Origin of the sequence: Alcanivorax sp. 24 (assembly GCF_004360225.1) — a bacterium.
Classification (GTDB): domain Bacteria; phylum Pseudomonadota; class Gammaproteobacteria; order Pseudomonadales; family Alcanivoracaceae; genus Alloalcanivorax; species Alloalcanivorax xiamenensis.
In genome coordinates, this window is record NZ_SNUA01000004.1 from 199509 (window position 1) to 218132 (window position 18624).

Annotated in this window: 14 protein-coding genes; 6 read left to right on the forward strand and 8 right to left on the reverse strand. The window is 63.3% G+C overall.

Annotation, left to right across the window (positions count from 1 at the left end; genetic code table 11):
- Positions 1 to 195: 195 nt before the first annotated feature.
- The 4 genes from E0L37_RS07705 to E0L37_RS07720 all read left to right on the forward strand — a co-directional run bounded on the left by E0L37_RS07705 (position 196) and on the right by E0L37_RS07720 (position 3487).
- A complete protein-coding gene (locus E0L37_RS07705; protein ID WP_133491177.1) occupies positions 196 to 1869 on the forward strand; it encodes an amidase in 1674 nt (557 codons plus the stop codon).
- 414 nt (positions 1870 to 2283) lie between these two features.
- The gene (locus E0L37_RS07710; RefSeq protein WP_133491178.1) at positions 2284 to 2610 is read left to right on the forward strand and encodes a helix-turn-helix transcriptional regulator; all 327 of its coding nucleotides are present in this window, start codon (positions 2284 to 2286) and stop codon (positions 2608 to 2610) included.
- The gene (locus E0L37_RS07715; protein ID WP_133491179.1) at positions 2607 to 3071 is read left to right on the forward strand and encodes a YeeE/YedE family protein; all 465 of its coding nucleotides are present in this window, start codon (positions 2607 to 2609) and stop codon (positions 3069 to 3071) included. Before E0L37_RS07710 ends, E0L37_RS07715 begins: the two co-directional genes overlap by 4 nt.
- A complete protein-coding gene (locus tag E0L37_RS07720; protein ID WP_133491180.1) occupies positions 3068 to 3487 on the forward strand; it encodes a DUF6691 family protein in 420 nt (139 codons plus the stop codon). The genes E0L37_RS07715 and E0L37_RS07720 overlap by 4 nt, the downstream gene beginning before the upstream one ends.
- On the opposite strand, the gene E0L37_RS07725 is transcribed toward E0L37_RS07720, so the two are convergent.
- Complete coding sequence (locus tag E0L37_RS07725) at positions 3470 to 4672, reverse strand: MFS transporter (protein ID WP_133491181.1); 1203 nt, start codon at positions 4670 to 4672, stop codon at positions 3470 to 3472. The genes E0L37_RS07720 and E0L37_RS07725 overlap by 18 nt on opposite strands.
- A 141-nt stretch (positions 4673 to 4813) precedes the next feature.
- Here E0L37_RS07725 and E0L37_RS07730 point away from each other — a divergent pair, with 141 nt between their 5' ends.
- Positions 4814 to 5677, forward strand: coding sequence for a LysR family transcriptional regulator (locus E0L37_RS07730; RefSeq protein ID WP_133491182.1), 864 nt, complete (start codon positions 4814 to 4816; stop codon positions 5675 to 5677).
- On the opposite strand, the gene gloA is transcribed toward E0L37_RS07730, so the two are convergent.
- Positions 5674 to 6219: a lactoylglutathione lyase gene (gene gloA, locus E0L37_RS07735; RefSeq protein WP_133491183.1), complete on the reverse strand. Its 546-nt coding sequence runs from the start codon at positions 6217 to 6219 to the stop codon at positions 5674 to 5676. The genes E0L37_RS07730 and gloA overlap by 4 nt on opposite strands.
- 122 nt (positions 6220 to 6341) lie before the next feature.
- On the opposite strand from gloA, the gene E0L37_RS07740 reads away from it, so the two are divergent.
- The gene (locus E0L37_RS07740) at positions 6342 to 7790 is read left to right on the forward strand and encodes a helicase HerA-like domain-containing protein (protein WP_133491184.1); all 1449 of its coding nucleotides are present in this window, start codon (positions 6342 to 6344) and stop codon (positions 7788 to 7790) included.
- A 204-nt stretch (positions 7791 to 7994) separates the two neighbouring features.
- Here E0L37_RS07740 and E0L37_RS07745 read toward each other — a convergent pair whose 3' ends face one another.
- The 6 genes from E0L37_RS07745 to E0L37_RS07770 form a co-directional block, all read right to left on the reverse strand.
- Complete coding sequence (locus tag E0L37_RS07745; protein WP_133491185.1) at positions 7995 to 8480, reverse strand: peptidylprolyl isomerase; 486 nt, start codon at positions 8478 to 8480, stop codon at positions 7995 to 7997.
- 28 nt (positions 8481 to 8508) lie between these two features.
- Positions 8509 to 9528, reverse strand: coding sequence for a lysophospholipid acyltransferase family protein (locus E0L37_RS07750; RefSeq protein ID WP_133491186.1), 1020 nt, complete (start codon positions 9526 to 9528; stop codon positions 8509 to 8511).
- Positions 9529 to 9675: 147 nt separating this feature from the next.
- Positions 9676 to 10704: an MBL fold metallo-hydrolase gene (locus tag E0L37_RS07755; RefSeq protein ID WP_133491187.1), complete on the reverse strand. Its 1029-nt coding sequence runs from the start codon at positions 10702 to 10704 to the stop codon at positions 9676 to 9678.
- Entirely contained in the window at positions 10704 to 11213 is a 510-nt protein-coding gene (locus tag E0L37_RS07760) for a chemotaxis protein CheW (protein WP_133491188.1), read from the reverse strand. The genes E0L37_RS07755 and E0L37_RS07760 overlap by 1 nt, the downstream gene beginning before the upstream one ends.
- A gap of 25 nt (positions 11214 to 11238) precedes the next feature.
- Complete coding sequence (locus E0L37_RS07765; RefSeq protein WP_133491189.1) at positions 11239 to 12264, reverse strand: chemotaxis protein CheB; 1026 nt, start codon at positions 12262 to 12264, stop codon at positions 11239 to 11241.
- Entirely contained in the window at positions 12261 to 18599 is a 6339-nt protein-coding gene (locus E0L37_RS07770) for an Hpt domain-containing protein (protein ID WP_133491190.1), read from the reverse strand. Before E0L37_RS07770 ends, E0L37_RS07765 begins: the two co-directional genes overlap by 4 nt.
- Positions 18600 to 18624 lie beyond the last annotated feature (25 nt).

Here is an 18624-nt window from a genome sequence, read left to right on the forward strand (position 1 = left end):
CATTCTTCGCGGTAGGTAAACACGCCCTATTTCCGCATTCCCCTCGGTATTTTCTGTAAATCCAAGTATTTGGCACGGCTTTTGATTCCCAGAAGGCAACGCGACAGGAGTTTGCCCCGGTGGCGGTTTTCATCCCCGGGGATTTTTTCAGGGATATGCGTTGCATCGTTAAAGAGGAAAGATGGGGACGTTTCCATGATCAAGACCAGGTTATTCGCGGTTTCCGCCTTATCGCTTGCCGTACTCGCCGGGTGCGGCGGTTCTTCCAGCAGTGATTCCATTCCGCCGGTGGTGGAGCCGGTGCCGTTCTCCTTTGTTGAAGCCACGGTAAGCAGCCTGCATACCTCTCTGGAAACGGGTGGCGTGACTTGCGAGGAAGTGGTTCAGGGCTACATCGATCGTATCCATGCTTATGACGACGATGGTACCGCGACCGAACTGCGCAGCGTCGTTAACATTAACCCGGACGCCTTGTTCGAAGCCCGGGAAAAGGATTTGAACTTCGAGGTCACTGGCATTGATGGACCGCTCTATTGCGTGCCGGTGCTGCCAAAGGACAACTTCAACACCAAGCAGATGCCGACCACGGGCGGTGCGATCGCCTTCCAGTACAACCGGCCCCTGGAAGACGCCTACACCGTCCGTCGCCTGCGCGAAGCTGGTGCCATCATCATCGGCAAGGCCAACATGGATGAGTTCGCGTTCGGCTACACGGGCGCCAGCTCGGTTCGCGGGTTGGTCAAGAACGCCTATGACCAGAGCAAGGGCGCGGGCGGTTCATCCAGCGGCACCGGCTCCGCCATTGCCGCCAGTCTGGCGATGATGGGTACCGGCAGTGACACCGGCGGCTCCATCCGGGTGCCCTCCAGTCTGGGGGGCTTGGTGGGCATTCGCCCATCGCTGAAGCTGGTGAGCCAGGATGGCATCATGCCGCTGGCGTCCTGGCAAGATACCGGTGGCCCCATGTGCCGCACGGTGGAAGATTGCGCCTTGATGATGGACGCCATGGTTGGCTTCGATGAATCACCCCACGCCAATCAGCGCATCAGCTTTGAGATCGACGCGCCCCTGATGACCAGTGAGGAGGAGTACAAAAGCATTACCGGTGTTCCGGACACCTATACGGATTATCTGGACGCCAATGGCCTGAATGGCGCTCGTATCGGTGTGGTGCGGGACTTGTTCGGCGAGAACGAAACCGTCAACGCGGTGATGGAAGAGGCGTTGGCCGCCATGGAAGCCGCCGGTGCCACGCTGGAGGATGTTACCGTCGATGATCTTGGCGCCATACTGGGCGACTACTCCTCCATGTCCAGTTATGAGTTCCAGCATGATCTGGTCGCGTACCTGAACAGCTGGGTCAACGTCATGGATGGCCACATCCAGACCTACCAGGGGTTGCTCGACAGCGGTGGTTATCTGCCGAACTATCAGGGTAGCCTGGAGTATCGCGGCACCATTGACCTGAACAATCTCACCCCGGAACAACAGGCGGTGTACACCAAGAACACGGTGGAACGCCCGGTATTCGTGCGCGAGCGGCTGATGCGGGCGCTGGATAACGTGGACGCCGCCGGCAATAGCCTGGGCCAGCCTTACGATGTGCTGCTGTACCCGACCATGACCGGTCTGGCCGGTGATCTCGGGGGCAGCCCCAGTGCTGGCAGCAACAACCGGCTAAGCCCGTTTTCCCAGTTCCCGGCGCTGACGTTGCCCGCCGGCATGGCCACCAATCTGGATCCGGCACAACCCATCGGCATGGAGATGCTGGGGCGGGAGTACGCCGAGCCGACCCTGATCAAAATCGCCTATGGCTACCAGGAATTGGTGCACCCGCGGCAACCGCCGACATCCACGCCAGAGCTTTAACCATGGCTTTTCCCGGGAGATTTCCGGGACAGGGGCACCTTGGGGTGCCCTTTTTTATGATTCATCGCGGTTTAGAGGAAAACGGCCCGCCCCTCCATCAGGGACAGCGGAGCCGTGTCAGGCCTTTGCGGGAACCTGCTTCACGACGTTCCCGCAAAGGCCTGACACGGCTCCGCTTCGAGGTGACCGGTGAATACGGATGCCCTCCGTGCAGACCCGTGCCTTCGATGGAGACCCACATTACTGGTAATCCGCGATGACCCTTTTTTATGAGCGCCCCCATGCCGGCCATGCTTAGGCCGTCGCGGAATCCGGGCCGGGAATCGCGCCTGGATGGCGCCGTGGTCAGTGAATCATCTATTGCCAGATAATATATAAAAATATAAATTAAAGAAAATGAAAGTGAGAGTGCCCATGAGCCATCCCATGCCCGACCTCAATATGGATCAGCTGCGTGACAACGCGGCGGCAGCGGGACGCCTGTTGAAGGCGCTGGCCAATCCGGACCGGTTGCTGCTGCTCTGTCAGCTTTGTCAGGGGGAGCGCAATGTGGGGGAGTTGGAAGGCGCGGTGGGGGTACCGCAACCCTCTCTGTCCCAGCAACTCGGCGTACTACGCCGGGAGGGGCTGGTGGCGACCCGGCGCGAAGGCAAACAGATTTACTACCGCATCGCCAGTGACGAAGCACTGGCGGTGATCGAAACCCTGTATAGGTTGTTCTGTGAGGAGACACGCCGATGAACATTGAGTGGAGCCTGTTCACACCCTGGAGCGCCCTGGCCGGAGGGGTGTTGATCGGCCTGGCCGCGGCCTTGCTGATCCTGGCCAACGGCCGTATCGCCGGCATCAGCGGATTGCTGGGTGGACTGCTGGACGGCATGTTTGCCCGATCGGCGCAAGCCGGTGACGAAGGGCGCGGTGAAGCGGCCCTGTTCTTGCTCGGGCTGCTGGCCGCGCCACTGTTGTGGCAACTGTTCGCCACGGTACCGGAAAGTCATTTCAGCGGCTCGCCGATAACCTTGGTGGTGGCGGGGCTGTTGGTGGGCGTCGGGACCCGCTATGGCTCCGGCTGCACCAGTGGTCACGGTGTCTGCGGCCTGTCGCGGCTATCGCCGCGTTCGCTGATCGCCACACTGTGTTTCATGGGGGCGGGCTTCGTGACCGTCCATGTGGTCCGTCATCTGCTGGGAGTCGCGGTATGAACAAGCTGACGGCGTTACTCGCGGGCCTGTTGTTCGGTCTTGGATTGATTCTGTCCGGTATGACCGACCCGGCCAAAGTGTTGGGCTTTCTTGATCTGGCCGGTGCCTGGGACCCCTCCCTGGCGCTGGTGATGGTGGGCGCCATTGCCGCGGCCGTGGTGCCGATGGCCCTGGCTCGCCGCCGTTCCCGGGCCTGGTTGGGCGGTGCCATGCGGTTGCCCTCCCGGCGTGATATTGACCGCCGCCTGATCGGCGGCAGTCTGGTATTCGGGGTTGGCTGGGGGTTGGCGGGTATTTGCCCTGGCCCGGCCCTGACACTGCTGCCGCTGGGTTATTGGCAGGGCATTGTATTCGTGGTGGCGATGGTCGCCGGCATGGTGCTGTTCCGTGTTATGGAATCACGAGGTCGTGGTTGATGCTTCCGTTGGCGCCAACCATGCCAACAGGCAGGCCGCCACCGCCAGACCCAGGCCGAGCCCGACCACGCCGTTCCACTGGTAATGCTGGTAAATCCAGGCGGAGGCCAGCGAGCCGCCGGCGCCGCCAAGAAAATACACGAACATGTAGCCGGAATTGAGGCGGTTACGGGCCGACTCGTCCAGCGCGTAGATCACGTTCATGTTGCTGATGTGCACCGCCTGGATCGCCAGATCCAATATCACGATACCGATGATCAGGGCGATCAGACTCTCTTCACTGAAGCCCATCACCACCCACGATAGCGCCAGCATCAACACGCCGCCCAATGTGGTCCAGCGGGCATGGCCGCGATCGGCCAGGCTGCCCGCCTTGCGCGCGGACAAGGCGCCCACCGCCCCGGCCAGCCCGAACAGGCCAATGGCGGCGTCGGAGAAGTGCCAGGGCTCGGAGGAAAGTAGAAACGCCGCCGAGGTCCAGAACACACTGAACATGGCGAAGGTCAGAAAGCCCAAGGCGGAACGGGTCCGGTACAGGCGATGGCGGGCGAACAACTGGCCGATGGACAGCAGTAAACGGCCATAGGAAAGCCCGGCCGATTGTCGGTGAGTGGGCAGTAGCCGCCACAGCGCCAGGGCATTTATGAACATCAGTGCCGAGGCCACCCAGTAGACGGTGCGCCAATCGCCGAGGGTGGACAAGGCGCCGGCCACGGTCCGGGCCAGCAGAATCCCCAGCAGCAGACCGCTCATTACCGTGCCCACCACCTTGCCGCGTACCCCCGGCGCCGCGAGAGTGGCGGCGAAAGGCACCAGCACCTGAGCCACCACGGTGAAGGCGCCGGTGATGGCGGTGCCCACCAGCAGCATGGTCAGTGTCGAGGCATTGGCACTGATCAACAGGCCGCCGGCGGCCAGCGTGATCATGGTGACGATCAGCCGGCGCCGCTCGAACATGTCGCCCAGGGGCACCAGCAGCAGCAAACCGGCCGCATAGCCAGCCTGGGCGGCGGTGACGATGATGCCGGCACCGGAATAGGACAACGACAGCTCATCGGCGATGGTGTGCAGCAGCGGCTGGGCATAGTAGTTGCTGGCCACCGCTAACCCGGTGGTGACGGTCATCAGCATAAGCAGCATGGGAGTGAGCCCGGGTGCCGTATCGTGCTGGCGGTCTGTGTTCATGGCCTCTCCTGGCGGATTTTCCTGGCGGGCTGGAGATCAATAGTTGACTGAGCGGCGCAGTGTCGGCCAATCGCCGCCATGTGACAAATGCATTAATATCATCCCAGCTATCTATAAAAGAGATGCCCCAGGGAGCGGACCATGAAACTGCGCCAGATCGAGTATGTGCTGGCGGTGGCGGAGGAAGGCAGTTTCACCGCCGCCGCCCGCCGCTGTCATATTGTGCAATCGGCACTGAGCCATCAGGTGGCGCAGCTCGAACAGCAGTTGGGGACCATCCTGTTTGAGCGTAACTCCCGATCCTTGCGACTCACTCCCGCCGGCGAGGCGTTCGTGGAGAGCGGCCGGCGGGCTTTGGATGCGGTGCGCCGTATCGAAGACGAGGTGGCCGCGCGCAGCGGTGAAGTCCGCGGCCGGCTTTCTCTTGGAACCATTTCCACACTGACCGAACCGGACGTGATCGGACTGACGGCCCAATTTCATCGCCGCTATCCCCATGTGGACATCGAGATGAGCATGGACGGCAGCGAACGGATGATCGACCGCATGCACGAGCACAGCCTGGACCTGGCCTTCGTCGGTCTCTGGCCCGGTGTGGTGATTGAACGGCTGGAAAGCGCTGATCTGTGCGAAGAAGAGTTGGTGGCACTGCTGCCTAAAGAGCACCCACTGACCCGGTGCCGGCGGGTCCGCCTGGAGCAGTTGACCGAATGGCCGATGGCGGATTTTGGTGAGGGAACCGGAGCCCGCCAGCAATCAGAGGAAGCGTTCGCCGCCGCCGGTCTGCGATATGCGGTCCGATTCGAGGTGAGCACCATTTCACTGCTGGTGGATATCGTCCGCCGTGGCCTGGCGATCGGCCTGATTCCGGCCAGTCTGGCCCCCCGCCTTGCCGGTGTCTGTACGCGACCGGTGCGGGAAGCCCCGCGCCGGGTGGTGCGGGCGGTGTGGCATCCCAATCCGACACCGGCGACGCGGGCCTTTCTGGCGTTGCTCGATCTTTAATTCTTGACCTGTTTCTCCATCATGTCGGCCTGGATGATCTCGATCCAATAGCCGTCGGGATCACGGATAAAGCCCAGGCCTTTCATTTTGCCGTCGTCCGGTTTCTTGACGAAATCCACGCCGAGTTTTTCCAAACGCTCGCAGGCGGCGTAGACGTCCGGCACGGTGACGCCGATGTGGCCGAAGCCACGCGGGTCTTCATTGCCGTTGTGGTAAGCGAAATCGGTGTCTTTCTCCGTGCCCCAGTTATGCGTCAGTTCCAGCATCGCTTCACGGCCGAAAGTGTAGGTCAGCCGCGCGGCATCGTCCTCGGGTACCCGACGTTCCTCATCCGGTGCCAGATAGCCCAGGAAGTAGAGGCTGAATTGCATTTCCGGGAAGTCCAGTTTGCGCACCAAGCGCATACCCAGGACGCGGGTGTAGAAGTCCAGGCTGCGCTCGGGATCCTTGACTCGCAGCATGGTCTGATTGAACAGATAATCGTTGGTTTCCGCGTCCGGCTGTTGGCACAGGCCGGGAGCGGACTCGAAATGGCGGGGCATATCGCGCTCTCCAATAAAACGGCTCTCCAGCACATGGGGTTGAGCGCCGCTTTTACAACTCCTCACGGACAAAATCCGCTGAATCGCGCAGACTGCGGTCAGGATACAACGGGGATCGGGCCATGCGGCAGCTTTTGATCGGCGGTACGGAACAGGGACGAATTGCACTCAACGGGGCCATGGCGAATCGCCATGGATTGATCGCCGGCGCCACCGGTACCGGTAAAACCGTGACCCTGCAGGTGCTGGCGGAGGGCTTTTCACGTCTCGGTGTGCCGGTGTTCACCGCCGACGTGAAAGGAGACTTGTCCGGTATCGCGGTGGCCGGCAAGAGCAATGACAAGATCCAGGAGCGGGTTCAGCGCATCGGTATCACGGACTGGGCCGCCCAGGCCTGCCCGACCCGGCTTTGGGATCTGTATGGTCGTACCGGTCAAGCGGTTCGCACCACCGTGGCCGACATGGGACCGGCGCTGTTGAGCAACCTGCTGGAGCTCAACGAGGTACAAAGCGGTGTGCTCCACATCGCCTTCGACTACGCCGACAGCGAGGACCTGCCGCTGCTGGACTTGAAGGACATGGAAAGCCTGCTGAACTGGATGGTGGAGCAGCGCAAACCATTGTCCGAGCGCTATGGCACGCTGTCCTCGCAGAGTCTCGGCGCTATTTTGCGCCGGCTGCTGGTACTGAAGAGCCAGGGCGGTGATGTGTTCTTCGGCGAGCCGGCGCTGGATATCATGGATCTGATACAGCAGCGGAACGGACACGGCGTGGTCAATCTGCTGGATGGTCGCGAGCTGATTCTGCAGCCCCGTTTGTACACCACCTTCCTGCTCTGGCTACTGGCGGAGCTGTTCGAAAGGCTGCCGGAACGTGGCGACCAGCCTCTGCCGTTGCTGGTGTTTTTCTTTGATGAAGCCCATCTGTTGTTCGACAGCGCACCGAAAGCGTTATTGGAAAAGCTTGAACAGACGGTCAGGCTGATGCGCTCCAAGGGCGTTGGTATTTACTTCGTCACCCAATCGCCGTCGGATATCCCCGACACTGTGCTGGGACAGCTCGGCAACCGGGTGCAGCATGCCCTGCGGGCCTACACGCCCAAGGATCAGAAAGCGGTAAAAGTGGCGGCCCAGACTTTCCGCGCCAACCCGGATCTGGATACCGCCAGGGTGATCACCGAACTGGGCGTTGGCGAAGCGCTGGTCAGCGTGCTCGACGACCAGGGTATTCCGACGCCGGTGGAGCGTACCCTGGTGGCGCCGCCGCGCGGCCGTATCGGGCCGGCCGACGAGGATGCCTTGGCGCAACTGAAAGCGGCGTCGCCGTTGGCCGCCAAATACGATCAGGCGGAGGATCGGGACTCCGCCCACGAGCGTCTGCAGGCCCGCCGCCAGCAGCGAAAGGAAGCGGAACAGGCGAAGCCGGAGCCGGAGAAAAAAGCCAGCATGAAGCGTGCATCACGCCGGCAAAGCGCCGGCGAGGCGTTCACCAAAAGTCTGTTGAGAACCCTGGCCACGCAATTGGGCCGGGTGTTGGTGCGAGTATTGGAGCGGTTTCTGAAGGGGCGTTGAAGCGGTGCGGATCGCGGTCGGCAGATCCCTGTTGTTCCATAGGCTTGGAATGATCCGCCGATTCGCTGCCAAAGCAGCTCCCACAGCGGCTTCGTAATCGCTTTTGTGGGAAGCTGCTTTAGCAGCGAATGGTGTGTTAGCGTGATGCGTATCGGTGCGCTGTCCTGGAACTTTGGACACCAACGACCCATGGCCCGCGATATTTCAGTGCTGGTGGCCGCCCGGACCATGAACATGGCGGTGGGCGATTTCCTCGGCGCTGGCGTCGCGGATATCCTTGATCGAGAGCTGAAAGCGCAAGGCGCGGCCCGCCAGTGGATGGTTGGCATCCACGTCCACGGTTTTCAGGCCCACTTTCACCACGGTAACCAGGCGCGGGCCCTGTTCGGTTTGCAGCCGCACCACTTTGCCGGGTTTCAGCTTGCCGGCGTGCTTGAAGTGCTTGGCCGGCAGGCGTTGCCGCAGGCTGTCGTCACGTTCGCCGTAGGCATCCCCGGCTTCCAGGGTCACTTCCACATCCTCGCCGACGTCCTTGCCCTCCAGCGCGGCCTCAAGGCCGGGCAGAATGTTGCCGGCACCGTGCAGATACAACAGGGGCGCATCTTCGGCGCTGCGTTCCAGTTCGCTGCCATCCGCACCATCGAGCAGGGTGTAGTGCAGGGTAACGACCTTGTCTTTATTGATCGGCATGGACCAGTCCTCGAAAACGAAGGCGCTATTATGCTTGTCCTTCCGAGGGGACGGAAGCGCTCCGCGGCGGCGTGGTGTCCGGTGCCAGGCCCAGCGCCGAGCGGTCCTCCCCGTGGGCGGCGCGGTGCAACAGCACCAGGGATTGCCGGTACCACAGACGGCGGCCGCCGGGACGCCATTTGAAGCGTTTGTACGTCCATTGATACTGGGTCGGCTTGCGGCTGATGCAGCGGGCCAGATGCCGATTCAAGGCGGACAGAATGGCGTCGTCGTCCTCGGCGTTTTCAATGTCCGGCGCCGGTTCGAAATGCACCTGGATATCCCGCACCCCGCCGTCGCCACGGTAGCAGGACACCACGAAAATATGAGGCCGGAAGCGGCGCACCAGTTTTCCCACCAGCGCCGGAGTGGGTACCGGGTGGCCGAAGAACGGCGCATAGGGATTGGCGCGGCTGCCGGGGTTATGGTCGGCCAGCAACGCCAGAGTACCGCCGGCGCGCATGGTGGCCAGCCCTTCCTTGACCCCCTGGCTGTTGGTGGGCACCAGCCGGCAGCCGGTACGTTCGCGTGCCAGCTTCACCACTTCGTCCAGCAGTGTGGCCGGATGCGGCTGGTACATCACCGTGGTGTCGCCTTTCTGCCCCAGATACAGATTGATGTTTTCCCAACTGCCCTGGTGCAGCGACAACAGCAGCACCGGCCGTTCGCTGGCGGTGGCCTCGAGAAAAGCGGCTTCGCCATGGATATGGGAAAAGCGCGCCAGTGTTTCCTCCACCGGCCGGCTCCAGACATGGGCGAACTCAGTCAGGGTGCGGCCCAGCTCGCACACGCTTTGCCGGGCGATCCGGCGCGCCTCGGACAGGGGCATGTCCGGATACGCCGCCAACACATTGATCAGAGCAACCCGGTAAGCACTGGCATAACGTAATGGCACCCGGGTCATCAATCCCGCCAGAAACGCCCCCAAGCCTGTCGCCACGGGTAACGGCAGCCACGCAAACAGACGCATCAGCCACCAGAGACGCCGCCCCCGTTGCCGTGGTGTCATGTTCCGCTTTCTCCTTGGATCTCGCTGCCTCCGCGTGCGAAGGCTGAATTCTTGTGGTCCCGGGTCCGGAGTCAAGGTGTGCCGGCGGGGGCCGTCCATGAGCACATTCTACATGAGCCGTGGATCAGACCCATGGTCGACCCGCGCTTAGTCCCGCAAAACAGGGTCAATGGCGGCAACGGTGTCGCGCAAGGGCAGGGTCACGGTTTCGCCATGGGCTGGAACGCGGAATTGTCCGGCGGGAATGCCCCGGGTTGCAAGGGCATGGGTGAGCAGTCGCGGCGGTTCGTCCATCGGCTCGTCGGTGAGTACGAAGGTGCCCCAGTGCATGGCCAGGGAATGGCGCGCGTGCAGATCCTGGTGAATGCGCACGGCTTCCTCCGGATTGATATGCACCGGCGCCATGAACCAGCGAGGCAGATAGGCGCCGATCGGTAACAACGCCGTGTCCACCGGTCCCATCGCTTTGTGGATGTCCTGAAAGACCGGAGCGTAACCGGTATCGCCAGCGAAAAACAGACTGAACTCCGGCCACTGCAGGCGCCAGCCGCACCACAGGGTGGTGTTGCGATCACGGGGGCCACGGCCGCTGAAATGCTGGGTCGGCAGGCAGAACGCCTGAGCGTCATGCCAGTCCGCGTGCTGCCACCAGCCCCGCTCGACCACCTCGGTGATGCCCCGGCGGCGCAGCCAGGCGCCCACTCCGGTGGGGGCGAACCAGGTGATCTGATCGCCAAAGCGCCGTTGCAGTGCGTCCACCGCCGCCCGGTCCAGATGGTCGTAATGATTGTGAGAAACCAGCACCGCGTGGATGGGGGGGAGTGCGTCGATGATCAGTGCCGGCGGAACGGCACGCTTGGGGCCGGCGAAGGAGACGGGTGAGCAGCGCTCGGAGAACACCGGGTCGGTGAGCAGATTCCAGTTCTGGTATTGGATCAGATAGGTGCTGTGGCCAATCCAGGTGAAACGCGGCCGAGGTGCCGGCCGGGCCAGCAACGCCGGGTCCGGTTGCTGTAATGGGAATGGCAGATGGGACGGGAAGCGGCCACGGGTTTCCCTTTGCCAACGCAGAAACGCCGCCAGTCCGTGATCGGGGGTCGGATAAAGATTGCGGAAGCGTCCGCGAGGACGGGCATCGCGCCGTGCCCAGTGCTCCAGCAGAGACCAGTCAATCATTACCGGCATTGTCCGGATTGCAGGCCCGCCACCGCTTTTTCCACCGCGTCGAGATCAGGAATCACCGCCAGATCGCCTCCCATTTGCACGTTCATCGCCGCCGCCGGACCGATCTCCCCCGGTTCCTCCCGGGGGGCGCCGGGTGTCACCCGCAGCAATCTTGGTATCCCTTGTACCACCATGGCGTAGAAACGGCACGCCCCGGATACCGAATGAAGGATGGCGATACGCGCTTGTGGCCCGATATGAACGGGGCCGGACTCATTCAGCTTCTCGAAGGACAGCAGCGGCAACTCCTGTTCGCGCCAGTGCATCCAGCCAAGCAGCCACTCCGGGCCATGGCCGGGGCGGTCCGGGTGGCGCAGCGGGATCACTTCCGCCACCACCATATTGGGGATCAGCCAGGGACGTTCCGCCATGGGAATCAGCAGACCGGCGATATCGTCGGGGAGTGCGTCGGCATGGCGATCATCGGACATAGTATTATCCGACACGGTTTTATCGAACATGGTCTTCTCCTTGCAAGGGCCGGGGTCACCGGCCTGGTGCCGGGGCCGATAATTCCCGGCGTACCTGTTCCACCAACTGGCCGGCCAGTTGTTCCGGACTGCCGCTATAGCTGACACAGCCGGTATCCCGCACCGAGTCCGGCTGGCTGCTGGCGGCGCAGGTGTCCGTTGACTGGGCCCAGACCAGGGTGCCGGCAGCCGCCAGGCGCGGCGCGGCGATGGCACCGTCGTTGCCCATGCCGGAAAACAGAATGGCGCCGGCGCAGTGACCGATGCCCTCCAGTACATGGGTCATCAACTGGTCGATGCTGGGGGCATAAGGGCCTTCCCAACGGTGGCCGGTGGTGATGACCCGGCCATCGGAATGAAAACGGATGGCGTGTTCCACCGGCGCCAATAACACCTCGCCGTGACACAGACGGCTGCCGCCTGCACCGATCCGGCAGCGGATCGACGGGTTCCGGTCCAGGACCTGACGGAGCGTGCCAAGAAAGCCGGGATCGATGTGTTGAGCCAGAACAAAGGCCACCGGCAGATGTTCCGGTAACGAGTCAAGAAAACGTTTCACCGCCGCCGGCCCTCCCAGGCTGGCGCCCAGCACCCAGACCCTTCGCGGACGGCCCTGATCGTCCCGCGGCAGGTCACGGAATTCCCGGGGCTCCGGGATTGGCGCGCGGGTGTCCGGGGGCAGACTTTGCAGGCGTTCCCGCAGCGCCGGTGGGCCCACATAGTCCAGCAGTTTGCTCAGCAGACGCCGCTCCCAGCGCGGATAATGGGCGGCGTTACGCGGCGGAGCCTGGCCATCGCAGAACAGCAACGGCGCGCGGGCGCCTTCCAGCAAGTGGTCAAGGAAGTGCTGCCAGCGATCTTCCCGGGACAGGTCCACCACCCACAGATCCAGGCCGCTGTCATCAAGCCAGTGGGCCGCCAGGTTCTCCGGGTCGGTGCTGATCACCACCTGATAACCCTGGCCGCGAATCGCCGTGGACAGCAAGTGACCTTGCAGGGTGTCATCGGCGATCACGCCGATGCGGGCCGCCGGTGGCGTCATCCCACGCTCTCCCGGCTTTCCTCCAGCAATTCGCCGAGGGTGGTGAGCAGCTCACCTTCCTGGAAGGGTTTCCCCATGTAGCCGTTGACGCCGATATCGAAAGCCCGGTCACGGTGTTTCTCGCCGGTTCTGGAAGTGATCATGATGATGGGCACCCGCGCCAGCCGCGCATCATGACGGACATGGGACGCCACCTCGAAGCCATCCATGCGTGGCATTTCAATGTCCAGCAGCATGGCGTCCGGCGTGTGATCCTCCAATTTGGCGATGGCGTCCAGACCATCCTTGGCGGTGATGACCCGATAACCCTGGCGTTCCAGCAAGCGTCCGGTGACCTTGCGCACCGTCACCGAATCGTCCACCACCATTACCAGCGGCGCCTGCTCGCGAGCGGTATCGCGCTGGTCCGCCGGGGCGGTCAGCGGTGCCGGTTGGCGCAGTTGGGCGGCGCGGATCAGGGAGTGGATGTCGAGGATCACCACCACGGAACCGTCACCGAGAATGGTGGCGCCGCTGATACCGGCCACGCTGGTGAGCTGGGGCCCGAGGGATTTCACCACCACCTCGCGGGAACCCACCAGGTTGTCCACCACCAGGGCCACGGCGTGGTCGGAACCGCGGATCAACAGCAACGGCAACGGCTGGCTCTGCACATCCGGATGCGGCATCGGCAGATCATGGACGAAACGGCCCAGGTAATGCAGGTCGTAGTCCTGGCCGGCGTAGCGGTACACCAGATTCTGATTTTCCACATAATCGAGTAATTCGAACGGGCTGACCCGCACAATGCCTTCGATCTGGTTGAGCGGAATGGCGTAAGTGTCGTCGTTGGCCCGCACCATCAAGGCCCGGTTCACCGCCAGGGTGAAAGGCAGACGCACCACGAAACGGGTGCCCTGCCCCCGGCGCGACTCGATGTGCACGGTGCCGCCGAGTTGTTTGATTTCGCTGGCCACCACATCCATGCCGACGCCCCGGCCCGAGAGTTGGGTGACCTGGCTGGCGGTGGAGAAGCCGGCGTGGAAAATGAACTGATGCACGTCCTGGTCGCCGGGATTGGCGTCGGCGGCCACCAGACCCCGCTCCACCGCCTTGGCGCGTACCGCCTCGGTATTGATGCCGCCGCCGTCGTCGGCCAGGGTCAGCACCACCTCGCCGCCTTCGCGGGTCAGCTCCAGGCGTACCTGACCGGTCTCGTTCTTGCTGGCCGCACGCCGCTCCCGTGGTGACTCGATGCCGTGATCGATGGCGTTGCGCAGCATGTGTTCCAGAGGGGCCACCATGCGTTCCATCAAAGTGCGGTCCAGCTCGCCTTCCGGGTTGATCACCTCGAAGTCGACTTTCTTGCCGACCTCGCCGGAAACCTGGCGGATGATGCGGCGCAGGCGCGGCACCAGCCGGGAGAACGGCACCATGCGCGTGCGCATCAGCTTCTCCTGCAGCTCGGTATTGATACGCTGTTGCTGCAGCAGCAGGGTCTCGCTGTCGCGGGTCCGTTCCAGCAGCGTGTTTTTCAGATCCAGTAAGTCCGAGGCGGATTCGGAAAGCTGTTTGGTGATCTGGTGCAGTTCGGAATACTGATCCATCTCCAGAGGGTCGAAGCGGGCGTCGAACTCACCCCGGTCCACGCCCTGTTGATAATTGGAGAGAATCTGGGCTTCGGTCTCCGCGTCCAGCCGCCGCAATTGTTCGTACAGCCGGGTAACGGTGGCGCCAATCTCCGACACATGGGAGACGAAGTCGTTGAGGCTCTGTTCCACCCGGCCCCGGTTGATGGAGGTTTCCCCGGCCAGATTCACCAGCGCCTCAAGTACTTCGGCGCTCACCCGTACCATTTCCTGGGGCGCCGCCGGCGCGGTGGCGGGCGGTTCGGCGGCGGTGCCGGGTTCCGGGAGGGTGTCCGGTGCGCGGGTGTCCGCCGGTTGCCCGCGCAGTTGTCCGCGTTGCTGATTGATCGCGTCCAGCCAGCCAAGCATGGTGAGAAAGTCGTCTTCTTCCGGCGCCCGGCGTTGACTGTCCAGTCGTTCCAGGAACTGCTCGAAATCGTGGCTCAAGTCGCCAAGGGGCACCACCCCGGCCAGCCGCGCGCCGCCCTTGAGGGTGTGCAGAGCGCGCTTGAGCTGGTCGTTGAGCTGGCGGTCTTCCGGCTGATCCCGCCAGGCGGTCAGGGTGACTTCGATGGTCTCGCCCAGCTCCTCCGATTCCTCCAGAAAAATATCGAGAATATCGGGATCGATACCGCCGGTATCGCGGTTGTCGCCCGGCGGCGTGGTGGGTTGGTCCGCGGGGACTTGGGGGCTGATCTCCGGGGCGGGACTCGCGAGGCGGAAAGCGGATGGATCGGTCAGGTAGTCGTGGATGGCCTGAAGCAAATCCCGGGCCGGGGCAAGGGCCCGCCGGGCGGTGACCTGGTCAATCATCTCCGCCACGCGGTCGTGGCAGCGATGCAGCAGATCGAAAACCGCCGGCCGCCGCTCCACGCGGCCAAGAGCGAGGCGCTCGTAGAGCGTTTCCATCTCATGGCCCAGATCACCCAGCTCGCGGAGTTCGGCCATGCGCGCCCCGCCTTTGAGGGTGTGCAGGTCCCGCTGCAGGGCCTGCACCAGCAGAATGTTTTCTGGCTCCGCGATCCACTGTTCCAGGCTTTCGGTGCAACTGTGGAGAATGTCCTCCGCCTCTTCCAGAAAGATGCCGACCAATTCCGCGTCCCGTTCCACCACGGCCGGTCGCGCCGCCGGTTCCGGTGGCGCTTCCCTCACCGCCGGCTGCTTCTTGGCTCCCGTCTCGACCGGCGGGGTCCAGGGCGTATCGGCCAGTGCCAACATCTCCTCGAGAATGGTGTCCGTGGACGGCAATGAGCCGGAGCGCAGCTGGTCGATCATATCGGCCAGGCGGTGATGGGCTCTTTGCAGAATATCGAACACCGAGGGCGTGGGGGCCGCCGTTTCCGGTGATGCCAGACGGCGATACAGGCGGGCCAGGGAGCCGGCCAGGTCCGCCAGCGCGGGGACCTCGGCCTTGCCGGCGCTGGTGGCCAGTTCGGTGAATTCCTGGTCCAGTTGATCTAGGCTGGCCGGTTGCCCCAATTGCCAGGTGGCAAGATGTTCGTTGGCGCGCAGCAGGATCTCCTCGGCCTGCCGCAAAAGCCCGGCATTCTGTTCCGAGGCCGGTATCGTCGCTGCCTGCGGGGCCGGGCTCCCTGCCCGCCGGGTTTCGGTCAAATCACGCAGGCCGTCCACTAACCCCAGCTCGGCGCGGACGGTCTGGCCGGCGGCCAGACAATCGAGCATGTTGATCAGCGCGTCATGCCCCTCGTTAAGCTGTGCAAGCAGCTCCGGATGGAAGATCAGACGGCCCTGAGTGATGGTAGCGTAGGTGTTGGCCAGGGCCAGGGCGAGCCCTTCGATTTCCTCCAGGCCGGCCTTGCGGGCACCTTGCGCCAGATTCTGCAGGTCATCACGTAACCGGGCCAACGGTCGGATTTGTTCGGGATCGGTGGACCAGGCCTGTAACAGTGTGTCCGCATCCATCACCAGGTCCATGCTGTCGGACAACAGCATGGACAGTACCTGGGCGTTATTGTCGTGATGGTCGCCGCGAATCTGGTGGCGGGCGTCGTCCAGGGCGTTCAACAAAGATCCGGCATCGGGTAAAGAGGCATCGCCCTGTGTGGCCAACCGCCGCAGGGTGTCACCCAGTTGCTGGTGGCTGTCGCGGATCAGCGCCACCTGATCGCGGCTGGCGCGCAGACCGGCGGCGATCAGCTCCTTCACCAGCTTTTCACCCGCCTCCGCCAGTTCCGCCATGGCAGTCAATTCGGCCATGCGCGCGCTGCCTTTCAGGGTGTGCAAGGCGCGATGGACGCGGTCATCCAGGTCCTGCTCGCTGAGTTCCGGGTCCAGCGCATCCAGCCATTGCGCCAGCAGCGCGAGGTTGCGCTCGGCCTCGCGGAGGAAAATATCCAGCAGCACGGGATCGGGCTGGTCCACGGAAGCATCGGGCAATATCAGACTGTCCAGGTCATCCAGCGTGTCGTCCGATGTCTCCGCCGGATCCATCTTCGCGTTGCCGGTGAGGGCCTGGTAGTCCTCATCACTGAGTGTGACGGAGGGCCTGGTGCCGGCTTTCCGCGCCTCTTCTTTCCCCTGGGCGCCACCCGCTGAAGGCACCTGATCCAGGCTGCCGCCGTCAGCAAGAATGCCGGCGGCCTCGATCAGTGGGGTCACGTCCACCGGATCCGGTTGGCGTTGGGCGAAAGCGCCGACCAGATCGGGGATCAGAGCGTGAACCTCGCGCACCAGACCAATCAGTGTGGCGTCGGCGCTGATGCTGTGATCAATGACCCGGTTCATCATATTCTCGATGGCCCAGGCCAGTTCACCCACGGTGGTGGCGCCGACCATGCGGCCGGAGCCTTTCAGGGTGTGGAAGGCGCGGCGGAACTCCACCAGAGCGGTTTCATCGCCGGTATTGGCGGCCCAGCGGGGAAAGTACTGGTCCAGCGCCTCGATGACTTCGTCCGCTTCCTCGACAAAAATCTCGACGATTTCGTCATCCACCAGATCATCGTCGTCGGCGTAGGGTGGTTCCGGCGCCGCTTCCGTTGTGCTCGACGGCGGCTCCGCGTGGTTTTCCTCGGGCTGGAGCGGATAACCCAGGGCGGCGATGCTGCGATGCGCCACTTCGAGAACATCGTCGCCGGTATGCGGGTCGTCGCTGAGACGTTCCAGGTAGTATTCCACCGAGCTCATGGCGTCGGCGAGAGTATCCATGCTTTGCCAGTCCGGGGCCTGCTCATCGTCCAACAGCCGTTCCCGAATGAAACGGGCGCATTGGCGAAGTACCAGGGCCGGGCGCTGCAGTTGCACCATTTCCAGGCCGCCACGGACGGTCTGCAGGCGGTCCGGTACGGATTGCAAATGCGCGCGATCCCAATGCGAGGCGATGAATTCCACCACTCCGTCCTTGGCTTCTTCCAGGCCCGCCCGGCATTCTCGCAGCGCCGCTTCCATGGCCTGGCCGATATGATCAGGCAGCGGTGAAGCGTTGGTGCTTTCAAGAGTATTCCCGGCGGGGCGGCGCGGGTTGTTGCCGCCAAAGCCGGCGAGCGTCGCTTCCACGTACAACAGAGCACCGGCCACATCCATCAGCCGCTCCCGTTGCGGCGGCTGACGGCGTTCGGCGATGTCGTCCAGGACCCGCCGTTGTTCATCCACCAGTACCCGGGGCTGGCCCAGACCGAGCATGGCGATGGTGTCGGACACTTGTTTCAGCGTGCCGACCAGGGGGGCCAGGTCGGCGGGATCCGAGCGGGGGGCATGAACGAACCGCTCCAGGTGATCCTTGACCTTGGTGATCTCCTCGGACAAAGCGGTCACCACCGAATGCAGGGTCGCGGCATCGGGGCCATTGAGACGGGCCCGTTCCTCGTTGACCAGTGCTTCCGGGGGGAGAGCCTCCCGCAGACGAAAGCGCCGCCGGATGGCATCGATGGCCGGTGTCGCGCGCTCCGCCCGGGCCACGTAATAAAGCAGGTTCTTGATCAACTCCGTTGGCGCCGGGCGTTCCAGACTGTCGGCGCCGTCGGCGGCCAGCTCACGCAGGGTGCGATCCAGCTGGCCGAGCATCTGTTTGGCCGAGGAGCCCAGTGGAATAACGTCTTCCTCCAGTCCTTCCACCATGGCATCGGCGATCCCCCATAATGGGGCCCGGGCGGCGTCACCGCTGATTTGCCGGAGCTTCTCCAACACCCGGCGCAGATAGCCGAGATTACGCTTCACCTGGTCGCCGCGCATGATGCCCACCAGGGCTACCTGAAACGTCTGCCGCATCTTGCGGATCAACTGCGGGAAACGGGCGTCGTTGCGGATGCTCTCGTCAATGCGACCGTCGCCCCGGGCATGGCTCAGATCGGGTTTGAACAGCGCGGTTTCGGACAACAGTGGTTCGCCGCGCGCGGCGCGCAGGTCGTTCAAGAGTGGCAGCAACACGACCGGTAGATCCCGGCGGTTACTGGCCACCCGATCCAGATAGGGGGGCAACTGCAGGATCGCGCGCATCAACAGCTCCAGGCTTTCCGCTTCCTGGTCAATACGCCGATCAAGCAGGGCCCGGGCCAGCTTTTCCATTTCCTCGGCGAGCAGCGCGGCGCCGTAGAACTCCACCATTTGCAAGGTCCCATGGACCTGATGCAGATGGGTCTGGCAGAACCGCATGCGTGTCGAGTCGCCCGGGTTCTCCACATAGGCTTCCAACGCTTCGCGGGCCTGATCCAGTGTTTCCTGGATTTCGCCACGCACCCAGTCGAGAGCCAGATAGTCGTGATGGTCGCTCATTTGATGATCCCCCCGGAGCTGCCCC

Coding starts and splice junctions, on each gene's coding strand:
- E0L37_RS07705 (WP_133491177.1), top strand. CDS start 196: ATGATCAAGACCAGGTTATTCGCGGTTTCCGCCTTATCGCTTGCCGTA.
- E0L37_RS07710 (WP_133491178.1), top strand. CDS start 2,284: ATGAGCCATCCCATGCCCGACCTCAATATGGATCAGCTGCGTGACAAC.
- E0L37_RS07715 (WP_133491179.1), top strand. CDS start 2,607: ATGAACATTGAGTGGAGCCTGTTCACACCCTGGAGCGCCCTGGCCGGA.
- E0L37_RS07720 (WP_133491180.1), top strand. CDS start 3,068: ATGAACAAGCTGACGGCGTTACTCGCGGGCCTGTTGTTCGGTCTTGGA.
- E0L37_RS07725 (WP_133491181.1), bottom strand. CDS start 4,672: ATGAACACAGACCGCCAGCACGATACGGCACCCGGGCTCACTCCCATG.
- E0L37_RS07730 (WP_133491182.1), top strand. CDS start 4,814: ATGAAACTGCGCCAGATCGAGTATGTGCTGGCGGTGGCGGAGGAAGGC.
- gloA (WP_133491183.1), bottom strand. CDS start 6,219: ATGCCCCGCCATTTCGAGTCCGCTCCCGGCCTGTGCCAACAGCCGGAC.
- E0L37_RS07740 (WP_133491184.1), top strand. CDS start 6,342: ATGCGGCAGCTTTTGATCGGCGGTACGGAACAGGGACGAATTGCACTC.
- E0L37_RS07745 (WP_133491185.1), bottom strand. CDS start 8,480: ATGCCGATCAATAAAGACAAGGTCGTTACCCTGCACTACACCCTGCTC.
- E0L37_RS07750 (WP_133491186.1), bottom strand. CDS start 9,528: ATGACACCACGGCAACGGGGGCGGCGTCTCTGGTGGCTGATGCGTCTG.
- E0L37_RS07755 (WP_133491187.1), bottom strand. CDS start 10,704: ATGATTGACTGGTCTCTGCTGGAGCACTGGGCACGGCGCGATGCCCGT.
- E0L37_RS07760 (WP_133491188.1), bottom strand. CDS start 11,213: ATGTTCGATAAAACCGTGTCGGATAATACTATGTCCGATGATCGCCAT.
- E0L37_RS07765 (WP_133491189.1), bottom strand. CDS start 12,264: ATGACGCCACCGGCGGCCCGCATCGGCGTGATCGCCGATGACACCCTG.
- E0L37_RS07770 (WP_133491190.1), bottom strand. CDS start 18,599: ATGAGCGACCATCACGACTATCTGGCTCTCGACTGGGTGCGTGGCGAA.